The sequence below is a fragment of the Cytobacillus sp. Hm23 genome (assembly GCF_051842895.1).
Lineage (GTDB): Bacteria > Bacillota > Bacilli > Bacillales > SM2101 > Nanhaiella.
The window spans coordinates 1-13,141 of sequence record NZ_JBPXRQ010000007.1 but is presented as its reverse complement, the minus strand read 5'-3'; the positions used below and the strand labels follow the sequence as shown (position 1 = coordinate 13,141).

The window sequence follows — 13,141 nt, the reverse complement described above, 5'->3', positions numbered from 1 at the left end:
TATTCGTATTACATATAAAATGATGTTACTAACTATTTATCAAATAAAGAATTATAGTAATGAATGAAATATAAAGGATAGGAGTTGATAATATGCCTCTATGGTTATTTGTTTTAGGTGTTTTTGGTGGAATACTAGGTTTAGGTGTTTTTATTGATTACAGAGTCAAGAAAAAGAATAGAAGTATTGAACCTGAAGAAGGAATTAAAAATGCTTCGAAATCTCAGCAAATTTATACGGAACAATATCTTGATCAATTAAGAAAAAACATGGGAGATGGAGATAACAATTCACTTTAAGCTAAATACAACCGAAATTATTAGGTTGTATTTAGAGTTAGTTTAGTTCAATTACTTATTTAGTAAAAAAAGTGATATTATGTCCACCATTGAGGTCCAACTAATGCCATAACCATTTAATTTCTCTTCGTATGTATTACATTTTCTCTGGTTGGGACATCGCTTGCATTAGTTCTCTTTATGACAATATTAATGTCATCTAAACCAAAATATTTTAGTGGGAATGAGAAGGTAGTTATTGATTAAGTAAAAAATGGAGGAATCATATGGAAAGAAAATATAATGATTTAATAGGAGATATTTTAAAAGAAGCTGGGGAAAAAGATAACTATAAGGGGAAAGGTAAACCAATATCTAAAGAGTATTTAGAAATGGACACATATCAACGCTTTCAAAAAATAGCAAAGGATGCGGGATATCTACCTACTTGGGTAAAATTACAAAAAGAAATCTCTCAATTAGTACATTCTTGTAAAACAGAACAGGATGTCATAGTCATTAACGAGAAAATTAGTAAACATAACACAATATGTCCTAGCCCCATGCAAAAAAATCAAATAAACCTGGATGAATTAGAAAAAGCCAAAATAATTTGGTGATTTTCTGTATCCTTGTTTAACAATCACTCGAGAAACCCACTGTTTTTCCGTAAGTTATCAGTTTGCCCCTTTAGGGGTGGGAGTGTCAAAGTGTTATTTAGAAGTTAGTTACTTGGAAAGTAGTTATGAAACACAATGGACATTGTGGTTACTAAAATATTATAAATTACCCTCACCAAATGAGTGAGGACAACGTAGTATATAAAGTACTTTACATTGACAATCATGACATAGCAAAATCCCTTGTTAAATAGTAGGGATTTTGTGTGTTATTAATTAGTTGCTACATATTCTTTATTTACTCTGCTCGCTCTTTTGAAAGGTAGTGACATTAATGCACCGACAAGTATTTTCGAGTGTTAGGGAAAGATTTGTACCATTATCGAGTATGGACAGCCTATACATATGGCAGCCCAGTGGTGGGTGATCACACACTGTATTGTTTGGGGTTAATGTGAAATCAGTAATCCTTTCATCCACCACATTGTAGCTACATAATGTTGTAGTAGTTCCACCTGTTATTCGTTCAACTACATAATTAACAGCGGTTATGGTGGTACCACCAGTTTTTTGTATGTCTGCCATCGTATCAACCTTAACTACCCAATCCCTTTCTGTAACATTTATTGTATCCGTTGTTAATGTTAAAGGTACAAATGGCGTTGCATTGTTACCATCTGACAATGTGACAGTACCAAATAGACAATTACAAGATATTTCGTTGTTTCCTTTCCCCTTACATCTACAATCGGACATAATTTTTTCATTCCTTTCAGTGCTATTATGAAGCGATAAAACCACTTCTATCTAATTAGTAAATGCTCGTTTATGTACTTTTGTAACTGACAGTAGTCTATGAAACATGAAAGAAATACTGTCAATTGTCAATTGTAAATGGAAGTAGTGAACAAATGTGATATTGTGTTTATTGAAAGTTTTTTTTATGTTGAAGAAGGTGATAACTATAGATATTATATTTTTTGTGTTTATACTACTTGTTATTTTTATCTCGGGATTGCTTTTTTTGACTGATAAATGGGATTTAGGTTTATTTATGTTGGGTTTAATTTATTGTTTCTTTAAATTCGACAGTTACCTGTCGGATACAAAACTTAATCAAAATGAACATCATTTGGAATACTTTATTTCTTTATTGTTTTTTCAAGAAAAGTCTAAATTGTACTCATTTCTTGCATGGCTTGAATTATTTATTATGGCTCTGATATTGACCTTTATTCCACTTGTTGTGCGTACCTTATTAAGACACTTTAGAAAAGAATAGAATGATAAAAATATTTTATAAACATAATAGAAATTGTGTCTAAAGGCAAATAAATTATTCTAACATCTCGTTATCCACCCAATCAAAAAAAAAAAATCAGGCATAGGATATTTTAAATATCAAAGTGTGAATTGAGGTGGGAACACGAGTAAATATTATAAAAAAGTTAGTCCTTGTTGTGGAAATGTTACATTGAAGGATGAAAATTGTATAGTTTGTAATTGTCCAATTATTATTGATTCACTAGGTTTTGAAAGTGTGGATACATTGCCGGGGGATGGCAAATTAATTTATATAGGTGAATCTCTTGGTTTTGCAGGAAATGCAAGTATATCTGAAGGAATGGCAGATGTTATTTTTACGTCAAACGGTATAGACAGAACCATTACCTTAAATGAACCAGGCTTTGACCGTGGTTTATTCTATTTTGAGAATGTAACTCAAGTGAGGGTTGTAGGTGATGGTACTGATGACCAAACGTTAAGTTTTTTTGCAACCTTAACGGGAAGGTGCAAAACACCTTTTTGTAATTCCTGTGATTGTCGGGTTGTTATTTCAAATCCACAGGTGCAAGAGGCGAATATGTTATCGCCAGGTACTACAAAGCAAATTTATAACAATGTATCACGTGGTTTTACTGGTACTGTAGAATTAACAGGTGGCAACGGGGCGGAAATCGAATTTAGATTTACAGAAAACGGTATAGTTCAGACTATTAAGTTAAGTAATCCCATAGATCCTATAACTCTTTATAGTTTTAATAATGTAACATTTATAGAGGTAGAATGTACTGGGAATGTCGATTGTGAATATTCAATTTCTGCAACTTTATCAGAAAATTGTAAAACATTTTAAAGTAAGGGGAATAACTAGTTTGTTTGTATTAATTTGATAGGTCAAATAAATCATTGTTATTCTACACAATGATTATTGAGTCGAATAGTTCCAGTTCTTCAGTAATGAAAAATTGGAACTTTTGTTGTTTTACAAAATAAGTAATCTACTTCGCGGTATATCGTAACTTAGCTCCCTATACCCCTTTTAGTAGACTGAAAATTAGCAAACTCTGTTCAAAGAATCTGGAACAGAGAAGAGATGTGAAAATGTATTTACGGGACATGTTTTATTGTATGTACAATGAGTATAATTGTGACTAACTAAAACGTTAGTCCAAGCAATCAAAAAAATATATCATATAAATGGAATAGTATACTGGAGGTGCAAATTATGTATGATAAGAACAAGGATTGTAAATGTAGGGTCGTCCCACCAAGTAGCTTACTAGGGTATTGTGAGATATTTGGAACAATAAGTTCCCTGAATCCACCTTTTGGGACAAGTAATGTTATATTTGGAAATCGAGGGACATGTGTAGGCTTTAGTGTTCCTACAGAAAAAAACTCTATTAGACTTCCTAATATAGGAGATTATCAAATAACATATGGAATGATTACAGGAATGCAACCAGATGAAGAGTTTGTGTTTTCTTTGAATAGCAATAAATTTGGGTCAATTATTCAATCTGTCACTGTTGTAAGACCTACAACTTTTATAGTGTTACCAGTATCGAAAACTATACTGTATACAAGTAAAGTAGAGAATGAAGTAATCTCAGTAACTGTTAATGCAAGCATGGGGTCAGGAAACTCAACATATAACGATGCTGTTTTAAGTATTGTTAGATTCAGTTAAAATATTTCATGAGCTTTTTCAATTATAATTGGAAGATTATTATAGATTTTCTCATATATTATGGGCTACATCACGAATGGGCAATTTAAAAGAAGGGGAGAGATATATAAACCCATCCCCATAATTAATTCTTCTACTCAGTTAAGTTCTTTTCTTTCCAAGCATCCTCATATTCCATTTTAATATCTTAAGTGTAGCCTCAATAATACCTCTAACCTCATCTTCACTTAATACAATTCCAATTTGTTTTGCTCTTTCAGATAACCAATTAGCAGCATGTTTATATTTAGTCTCACCTGAGTATTTGTCATAATACTGTTCAGCAAATTTAACTGCAATCTCAGCATATTCCAACACACTATTAAACTTCTCTGTGTGGTTTTTATTTTTTATGTATGTCAATACAAATGGAACTAGTAACCCAACAAATCCCCGTTCAGAATGATCGAGGTTAATTCGGTGTAAAGGCGATGGCAATTGGATTTACACCAATGTCTACAGTTGCGATTAGAGTATGGGTTTTTACGTCAAAACCGATACAGTTCCTTCAATGTTATTTCCTACGTAAGCTAATTTTCCATCTGGTGTGAAGGAGACAAAACGTTGAGGTGGCTTATTATTTTCTACTTGAATTGTAGCAATAACCGAGTGAGTTTTTATGTCAATAACTATGACAGTGTTTCCATTCGAAGTAGCTACATAAGCGATCTTTCCGTCTGGAGTAATAGCGATATTAGCATTGTCTGGAATATTTCTAGAAGAAATGGTGGCGATTGCAGAGTGAGTTTTAGTGTCAATAACCGTTACATTATCCATCTGTGACATACTAACAACATAAGCCAGTACCATCGTGCCGACCTCCTTGTTAATCATATGTTTCAGTGTATGCGCTGATATCAGTCATGAGAAGGTGAATTAATCTAAGGTTTTAAACTTGTATAGTAGCATCCCAAAGAGGTCAATATGTGGACTGTCAACATCTAACTAGACAACATTTTTAAGGTGGCTGTTTTTGTACTCAACAGGACTTGCATATCCCAGTGTGCTGTGAATACAAATATGATTAAACCAATGCACGTAGTCATGGAGTTCTCGTGTTAATTCTTCTAAACTTTCATACTGCCTACCTTTGACAAACGGACTATAAAGAAAAATGGCATAGCAATAATGAAAAGCTAGTACATGATATACTCTGTTTTGCAAATACAACACATGATCAGGATTTGTTATATTATTTTTGGTGTGTCAGATTCAGGAGAAATAAAAGGTATAGATGTAAGTAGGAAACAAGCAGATATTCTTGATTTGTTGAGGTCTTACCCATTTGCAGGTGGTAATATAACGTTAATACAAATTGAAACAATAGAGATGGAAGGGAAGAGCCTTGACGTATTGTTAATTCTTAATTCCGAGAAAGTTCCCTATTACCTTGAACCAAGAGGAAAAAAGTATAAGGTAATAAAGGAAGGACTAATTTATTCTCGTAGAGGGGACAGTAATACACCATTAGATAAGAATTCTGAACCTTCGGTAATTGAATATTTATGGAAAAAGCGTTTTGGTATTGATATTACTCCAAAAGAAAGAGTAGTAAAACTATTATCAAGAAAAAATGAATGGGAGCACAATGGACAAGAATACTTTCACTCTGTTTATCCTGAGTTCACTATATCTATCACTCTTGATAATGATTGCAATCATCCACAATTCTATTCTTATGTAATGATGAATAGTTCTACTAAATATAGGGATATAGAAGTTAAGTATCGAGGAGTTACTCTATATACTGACCAAGAAGTTGTACTTGATAGTGGTAGATATGTAACTTCTGTGCCTGAATGGGAAAGCTTGTGCTTTGATGATTTTCATCATGAGAATTATCCATACAAATATTACATAAAGGGAGACATAAAGTATAAGCTCCATGAATTTTTGTTAAAGAAGACAAGTGAAGAAGCTCTTTTAGCACATAAAAGATTCTTATCTGTTGTTCTATTATTTGACAGTGAAGTAGAGAAAGAACAATTTAATAATTATTTACTATTGAATGAAGAGTTTTTTTTAAGAAAACTTAATGAAAAACAAGATAATAATTACATTGAGTATGGCAATATAAAAGAGAGAAAAGAGGCACAAAAACGAATTGCCACGGGAAAAATTTTAAAAGAGATGTTAGAGGAATTTAGAATTAATAAAAAAATGAGAGTTTAAGTATGTAGGTCTCTACTATCAACATTAAAGGGAAGTATGATTGTGCAAGATTAGTTAATCTAATGAAAGGGATAGTTAAACTATTTTAGTGGATTCCACCATTAGCTAGTAAAGAAGATTTTAAAAATAAGGAGAGAAAAGATGAATACGATAGCAATCTATCACCACCTAACTCCTCAAATCTATATGAGGTCTTGGAAACATGGGAAATCATCTATCTACGTAGTAGAAAAAAGTAGCGACGATCTAGGACAAGAAAAAAGTACGAAAAAATTTGCTGGAACGAACAATTATCATTCAATCAGAGCTGGGTCTATAATTTCTACTGAAGAAGACTGTAAAATGTTTTTTAAGCCATTGGAAAACTATACTGTAGAAATTGATGGTAAAGTGACGAATAATGTCTTTGAAATGAATAGAAGGTTTATCGATTATGATAAATGGATTATAAAACATTTAAATGGACAAGTTGTATCTGAGGAGGATAAAGATACACTAAAAAAATCTATTCTTTCAATAACTAAAAATGATATTGAAGTTGGTTGGGATAGACAATATGAAAATAATTGGAATCAAATAAATACACAAATCTTCAGTGAAATATTTCCTTATCATGATCCTAAACTACAAACAAATAAAGTAAAAGCAATTAAAAGAGAAGAACTTATAAAGTTTATGGTTTCAATTGAATGGAGAACAAAACCTTATCACCCTGAACTAGAAAAAGGATTTAATGATGTCATGAATAAGAACTTTTTTGGAATTGACTTAAAATCCATACAAATTCCAGAAAATGAACGATTGTATCCATTTTTAGAGACACTATATGATGAATATGCTCATAGTTACATTTTAAAACAATATCGTAAATTTTTAGATGGAAAGGGAATTATAATGGAGGAAGCAAAGAAGTTTATTAATGAATCTAGTATTGTTTTCTACATAGCACCGCCAAATGGAGAGTTTATAACAAGCGATAATCCTGTTTGTAGATTTGATAATCCACAAGGAAAAAAAGAATATATTTTTCCCTTAAGCCCTAAACTGGCTTGTTCTGTGTTAAAAGGTTCTGAGAAGGATTATTATTTTATTAATAGACTTTCAAAAGGAGAATTAATCAATTATAACAATCAATTAAAGAAGAACTGCAATAAAGGTTATATTATTCGTGAACAAAAGCGAGAATTGTATTTTGGTTAAGAGATCATGGAATATAGATTGCTGGGTTTTTTTATAGAACAAATCATGCAATACATAAGGCAGCAGATTGAATCAGATCTATATTATATATCAACTTATTACACACTATATGAGTTGTCAGCAGAATAAGTATTTTAATAAAATTGTCAACTGGAATAACTTGTTAGGAAATTACGATGTTTTTAAGAATTAACTTAGATAATTTATAATAAAAGAAGTATTTTAATGTAAGGTATAAAAGTCAGAATACAAATGTAAGCATCCTATTTGGGCTGTTTTTATTCTGTGGATAATGTTAACATCTTGTGGATAAATGTGCGAATAATTAGATAATTGAAATAGCTGGTGATGATTACTATAAAATAAACAAAAAAATTGGTGAGGAATATGTTGGTGTAGATAATGAATTTGGTGTGATTATATGACTCTTTATATGTCCAACAAGCACTCCAAATAGAAGTGCTTGTCATTCTTAATGGAAAATAATACTTATTAGATAGCGACTGAATTTAGCTAAATTTAAATCTTACAAGCTATTAATCAACTATTAATGAGTCATTAAGATATTTAACTTGATCTACGATAAATCCATAAGCTGTAACACTTTCATCAGACTCTAACACTACACTAATCTCATCACCGTCTGTCTCCACCCAAAAATCTTCATGAGTACCGTCATAACTAGCAATGATATTTCCATCCTTATCTTTTACATGAACAAAATCATAATCTTTTTCAGTTTCAATATAAGCAAAATGAACAGCGACTTTTTTGACTCCTGATTTATTAAACGTAAATCCGTCATTGTACAAATTAGTGTAAGGATGAGGGGTTTGATAATCTACTATTTCATAGAACCACTTACTGCCCTCTGGTACCTGTTCTTCAGAAATTACAGGGTAAGTTGCAGTAATTGAGTATGGATTTATACTGTTTGCACCGTTCCACCCTACAACTTCAACATAGAATGTTCCTGGTGTTGAAGAAGAATAAACAATAGACTCATCAGAAGTCTCAGCTTCCACAGATTTTTTTAGAATTTGTCCGTTACTATCATATAGATAAAGATCATAATCAACAGGGACATTTGTCAGGTTAACAGTAATTTGACCAGCTTGTTCTACATTTAAACGATAGTAATCTATATCTGTGCCCGAAGAAATCGTAGTAGAATAAGTTTCACCTGGATCTAATTGATATGATGCTCCAAAAGTATCGTTCGTATCATCAACACTACCAATACCTACAGATGCATAACCTTTTGCAACCTCATTATATTCCAAGCTGTCAGCACCATATAAGTCTTCTGAAGCTTGTAATAGGGCATTACGTGCATCAATGAACTGTGATTGAGAAGTTAAATATTTTGTTAGAGCACGGTAATATATTTTTCCAGACTTATCTAGTCCAATCTTTGTTGCAATATTATAGAAGGCCTTATTTGGAATTCCACTATTAATGTGAACGCCTCCCCAATCACCATCTCTAGTAACAGGTAAGTTCTGATAGTTATTCATGTGAGCAGGTTGATTATATAAAGTTGGATCAGACATACTTCTCAACGCATCGCCATCTACACCTGGCGTATAGACATCCTCTCCTAACAACCAATCGGATGTTCCTTCATAATCTGCTTCTACTAATATCCCAAAAACATCTGAAAAAGATTCATTTAATGCTCCAGATTGTGCCTGATACTCTAAATCAGCAGAAAAGTTTGTAACTGCGTGTGCTAATTCATGTGCTACAACATCTAATGAGCCTGATAATGGATCAAACGTTGTCCCATCCCCATCACCATAAACCATTTGTGTACCAACCCAAGCTGCGTTGTTCCACCCAGTATTTAAGTTATCAGGGTCTCTAACATGGACGCTTGAGACGATATCGCTTCCTTTATCGTCATAACTATTTCGATTATGTTTATCTAAATAATAATCATAAACTACACCAGCATAATAATGTGCATCAACAGCTGCATTTTGATTAGAAGAATCAAAGTTATTGTCTAAATCTGAAACTATTGAACCAGTCTTCCACCCATCACTTGCATCATGTGTCCTAATAACACCGTCTAATAAAATTGGTTCAGCTATATCATTTTTTAACATGGATTTTGTAGCATCGATCAAATAGAAAGATCCATTATCAGAATAGGTATTAATAGTTTTTACATCACCAAAAACTCCTGTACCGCTTCCTGTTTCTGCTGCATGTTCAATAAGATTATAAGATTTTAGTACATCACCGTTTTTCGCATCAATGTAAAAAAATTCTCTACCAATATACGGTTCTAAAAATTGAAGCTCAACTATAAAGACTGGTGTCCATTTATTTTCGTGGTTATATAGGTAAAGGTCACTTTTTGGTTCAGCCGTATAAGTATCACCTTCTGGGGAGAAACTAAGTTCTTGCTCAGCAACTTCTATTGCTTTTTTAGGTGATAGTTTTATAGACTGACTCCATTTTTTGTTAACTAATTTAGGTTCTACTTGTCCATTTAAAGAAGTAACAATACCGCTTTTATCGGTATGTACTATTAATTCAGCACCATAAACGGGTATCCCATCAATTTCAAACTGAGTGCGATAGTGTGTCATGCCAAGGTCATCTGTGTCGGTATTAATAATTTCAAAATTTCCATCTTCAATATTAAAAATATCTTTATTTTCTTCAAGAAAAACGGCAATATCCACATTTTTATCCGATAGTTTACCAGAAATATAGCGAGGAACACCTTTCTGTTCATCCCACGAAATTTTAAATTTACCATTTGCTTTTAGCGTTTTCTCTTTTATTTTATTTAGTTTCTCTTGTTGTTTGAGCTTGTCTTTTACCTCATTAGAAGCTTTTTCAGTAAGTGATTTTGCTGAAACAACTCCAGTTGTCGGTGTAAATAGTGTCCCAAATGCTAATGAAGTTGCTAGTAGTGCTGAAGCTATTTTTCTCTTTTTCATTCTGACTCTCCTTGTATATTAGATTTTAGCGATATAGCAAGATAAACTGATTAATTGTATATTACTAATCGGTTTTTTGCTTTAAACTATTAAATTAAAAGGCGACACTCCTCCTTTCATGATGTAATGATTTTATAATATTTCGATAAAATATACAATATTTCGACAAAATATTAGGAATATTTACTTAGAAAAAATGTTCTGTCATTTATAAAAGAGATTAGAATAATATAATAAGACCAATAAATATAAGTATTAAACTCTTAGTCTTTACTTTTAAGGTTTTTCCCATTTGTTCCTTAATTCTTATGAGATCCTCATAATAACTTCGTAAAAATGAAAGTTTTGAATACGATTTATTTTCTTTTGCAAAAGGAATAATTTTAATAAAATATCCATTTTATAGTGTATTTCAACATTTAAAGTTAAGGTTCATTTTCCTAATAAATTTAATGGACATTGTGGTTTCTATCTAACTACTGACCCCTTTCTTCAACTAAGCAAGTTTGCCATCTGGCGTGAAGATAGACCTTTCAAATATAAAAGTCTCTCCGATTGGTAACTAAATAATCACGCTAAGGTTTTTACATCAATCACAGTCATTGTCAAATAAATCCACATCTTTTCTGAATTTGTTATAATATATATGGGTAAATGGAATGATTAATTTAATTCACTTAATATGCAACAAAAAGTGATATTTTGATTGTCCTCATTCTTAATCGACTAATAAAATTTAATTTGTCCCATGTTGAATAGGAATATATATATAATTTTACAATTGTATAGGGGTATTACTTATTGATCAGCAACTTTCTATTTGGACATACATATATTGAATATTGTAATATCTGAAGTTGTAGGTAAGGAGTGATGATGTGAAAATAGGGCAATTTGCGAATGAAAATAAAATAAGTATTGATACAGTACGACATTATATGGATATGGGATTGATTACACCTGAAAAAACTACAGGTCAATATCAATTTGGTGATAAATGTCATGAGGATTTGAAGGGAATTATTCACTTGAAAAATTTAGGATTCTCATTAAATGAAATCAAAACTATTAATAAATATAGAAGGATAGGGAAACTTTCTTCTCTTCAAAATAATCAGTATTATAAAAGGTTATTTGATGAAAAATATGTTGAAATTGATAATAAAATAATAGAATATCAAAATATAAAAAATAATTTACAGGTTGAAATTGACCGTTTTAATGCTACAAAGAACCAAGTAATAAAGAAAATGGGTATGAAGTTGTCCTCAGCATCAATATTAGAATGTAAAAAATGCCAACAAGAATTAAATATAATTGACGGAGATATACAGAACAACCAAATCTTAAACGGAGTATTACAATGTAAATGTAATGAACAATATTTAATAAAGGATGGTATATTATTTACTTCCAATACAATCAAAGATTCTTACAAACTTCGAGATCAAAAAAAAGTAATTAATGAATTTAGTGATTTTATGTATGATTACATAAAGGAAACAGATGAACAATTTATTGATAACGTTTATAAATCTCTAGATTGGTCTTATAGTAGGATCGATTTTGAACAACTTCAATTTAATAACATTTTACATCTTGGAACTGGTATAGGGACTTCGTTGAGATTTATATACGAATCACTACCACAGAATTGTTTATATATAGCATTAGAGCCAGATTATAAAAGGATGCAGGTTTTAAAGAGTATCCTAGAATCGTATGAAACTCAAAAGAATATACTATTTATTTGCTCTGACTTATTAAATATTCCCATTAAACAACATACGATCGATTTTTTAATTGATACTGGTACATCTTCATATAGTCTTAACCACGAGGATTTTTTGCTTCAAAAGGTACAGGGTTATTTAAAAGATCACAGTCATTTGATGGGAAGCTATGTATGTTACGAAAATTTTCATGCAAACAATGAAATTAATAGAGGGTTGCGAAAGAACTTTCAGCTGGAGTTTATCAAAGAAAAAATAGAAAATTTAAATTTTGAATTGAAAGAAGAAACTATTTTTAATTACATTGAAAGCCACCCTGGAAGGTATGAGTTAAACCTTTTAAAAGGAGAAAAAACATATAACTATATATACATAGGTAAAAGATCGGGTTAACCCGATCTTTTTTAAAATTTTTAATACAAACAGATGAAATTCTCATATTGATGTGGGGTTCTCACTATCTTTTATAATAGTTAATGATCATGATCAACAATTAAGAAAATGGAGGATTAGAAATGGATATCTTTGAGTTATTAATTATTACCTTATCGTATATTAGTATTATTGCTGTGGGGGTTTACCACTTTAAAAATAGATTTATTAAAAATGTATTATTTGCTACGTCAGTTATTTTGGCTGTTTTAAATTTTATATTTGGAGATTTTAGATGGCAAATCATTCTAACATTTATATTGTTATTTATTATTGTTACCATGCTAAGTTACTTATTTCCAATAATTAAATTACCAAAACCCACAGGTGAGTACAATGTAGGTAAAATTATTGAACACTACGTTGATCAATCTAGGGAAGAAGTTTTTACAAAAAAACCTAGTGACTATAGAGAATTAATTATTCAATTGTGGTATCCAACGGATATGAAAATTACAAAAAACAATCGGACACCATACCATCCAAACAGTGCTTACTTTATTGAAGAGATATCAAAATACTTAAATGTCCCACAATTTATATTTAATGGGGTCAACAAAATTGAAACAAACTCTATAAAGGGAGCTAGAGTTTCAAATAAAAAATATAAATATCCAGTACTTCTATTTTCACATGCTCACGGTTCTTCAACATCATTAAATTCATTTCAAATAGAAGAGCTTGTAAGCCATGGTTATATAGTTGTAGGTATTGAACATTCATATATTGGTTCTGG

The 13,141-nt window shown here is 31.1% G+C and carries 13 protein-coding genes; 8 read left to right on the top strand and 5 right to left on the bottom strand.

Annotated features, from left to right (window positions below):
- Window positions 1-92: 92 nt before the first annotated feature.
- On the top strand, window positions 93-299 hold the full coding sequence (locus ACSVDA_RS05510; RefSeq protein WP_485881520.1) for a hypothetical protein: 207 nt from the start codon (window positions 93-95) through the stop codon (window positions 297-299).
- Between the two features lie 266 nt (window positions 300-565).
- Window positions 566-898, top strand: a complete 333-nt coding sequence (locus tag ACSVDA_RS05505) for a DnaJ family domain-containing protein (RefSeq protein WP_485881518.1) — start codon at window positions 566-568, stop codon at window positions 896-898.
- A gap of 294 nt (window positions 899-1,192) precedes the next feature.
- Here ACSVDA_RS05505 and ACSVDA_RS05500 read toward each other — a convergent pair whose 3' ends face one another.
- Window positions 1,193-1,654 carry a hypothetical protein gene (locus tag ACSVDA_RS05500; protein ID WP_485881517.1) on the bottom strand — a complete coding sequence of 154 codons (462 nt, stop codon included), beginning with the start codon at window positions 1,652-1,654 and terminating at the stop codon, window positions 1,193-1,195.
- A 718-nt stretch (window positions 1,655-2,372) separates the two neighbouring features.
- Between ACSVDA_RS05500 and ACSVDA_RS05495 the strand changes: the two genes are divergently transcribed.
- Together ACSVDA_RS05495 and ACSVDA_RS05490 are read left to right on the top strand one after the other, a co-directional pair.
- Complete coding sequence (locus ACSVDA_RS05495; RefSeq protein WP_485881515.1) at window positions 2,373-3,035, top strand: hypothetical protein; 663 nt, start codon at window positions 2,373-2,375, stop codon at window positions 3,033-3,035.
- Between the two features lie 372 nt (window positions 3,036-3,407).
- The gene (locus ACSVDA_RS05490) at window positions 3,408-3,872 is read left to right on the top strand and encodes a hypothetical protein (RefSeq protein ID WP_485881513.1); all 465 of its coding nucleotides are present in this window, start codon (window positions 3,408-3,410) and stop codon (window positions 3,870-3,872) included.
- Between the two features lie 141 nt (window positions 3,873-4,013).
- Here the strand turns inward: ACSVDA_RS05490 and ACSVDA_RS05485 are convergent, their stop codons facing one another.
- The 3 genes from ACSVDA_RS05485 to ACSVDA_RS05475 all read right to left on the bottom strand — a co-directional run bounded on the left by ACSVDA_RS05485 (window position 4,014) and on the right by ACSVDA_RS05475 (window position 5,084).
- Complete coding sequence (locus ACSVDA_RS05485) at window positions 4,014-4,349, bottom strand: phage holin, LLH family (RefSeq protein ID WP_485881511.1); 336 nt, start codon at window positions 4,347-4,349, stop codon at window positions 4,014-4,016.
- A 45-nt stretch (window positions 4,350-4,394) separates the two neighbouring features.
- On the bottom strand, window positions 4,395-4,721 hold the full coding sequence (locus tag ACSVDA_RS05480) for a YncE family protein (RefSeq protein WP_485881509.1): 327 nt from the start codon (window positions 4,719-4,721) through the stop codon (window positions 4,395-4,397).
- Window positions 4,722-4,856: 135 nt separating this feature from the next.
- Window positions 4,857-5,084 (bottom strand): IS3 family transposase, encoded by a 228-nt coding sequence (locus ACSVDA_RS05475; protein ID WP_485881508.1) that lies wholly within the window; start codon window positions 5,082-5,084, stop codon window positions 4,857-4,859.
- Between the two features lie 30 nt (window positions 5,085-5,114).
- Here ACSVDA_RS05475 and ACSVDA_RS05470 point away from each other — a divergent pair, with 30 nt between their 5' ends.
- Together ACSVDA_RS05470 and ACSVDA_RS05465 are read left to right on the top strand one after the other, a co-directional pair.
- Window positions 5,115-6,083, top strand: coding sequence for a helix-turn-helix domain-containing protein (locus ACSVDA_RS05470; protein WP_485881506.1), 969 nt, complete (start codon window positions 5,115-5,117; stop codon window positions 6,081-6,083).
- Between the two features lie 141 nt (window positions 6,084-6,224).
- On the top strand, window positions 6,225-7,283 hold the full coding sequence (locus ACSVDA_RS05465) for a DUF4238 domain-containing protein (RefSeq protein WP_485881505.1): 1,059 nt from the start codon (window positions 6,225-6,227) through the stop codon (window positions 7,281-7,283).
- Between the two features lie 536 nt (window positions 7,284-7,819).
- Here the strand turns inward: ACSVDA_RS05465 and ACSVDA_RS05460 are convergent.
- Window positions 7,820-10,240 (bottom strand): M4 family metallopeptidase, encoded by a 2,421-nt coding sequence (locus tag ACSVDA_RS05460; RefSeq protein WP_485881503.1) that lies wholly within the window; start codon window positions 10,238-10,240, stop codon window positions 7,820-7,822.
- Between the two features lie 878 nt (window positions 10,241-11,118).
- Between ACSVDA_RS05460 and ACSVDA_RS05455 the strand changes: the two genes are divergently transcribed.
- Both ACSVDA_RS05455 and ACSVDA_RS05450 read left to right on the top strand, forming a co-directional pair.
- Complete coding sequence (locus tag ACSVDA_RS05455; RefSeq protein WP_485881501.1) at window positions 11,119-12,366, top strand: MerR family transcriptional regulator; 1,248 nt, start codon at window positions 11,119-11,121, stop codon at window positions 12,364-12,366.
- A gap of 122 nt (window positions 12,367-12,488) precedes the next feature.
- The coding region (locus tag ACSVDA_RS05450) for an alpha/beta hydrolase (protein ID WP_485881500.1) at window positions 12,489-13,141 on the top strand (653 nt) is incomplete at its 3' end.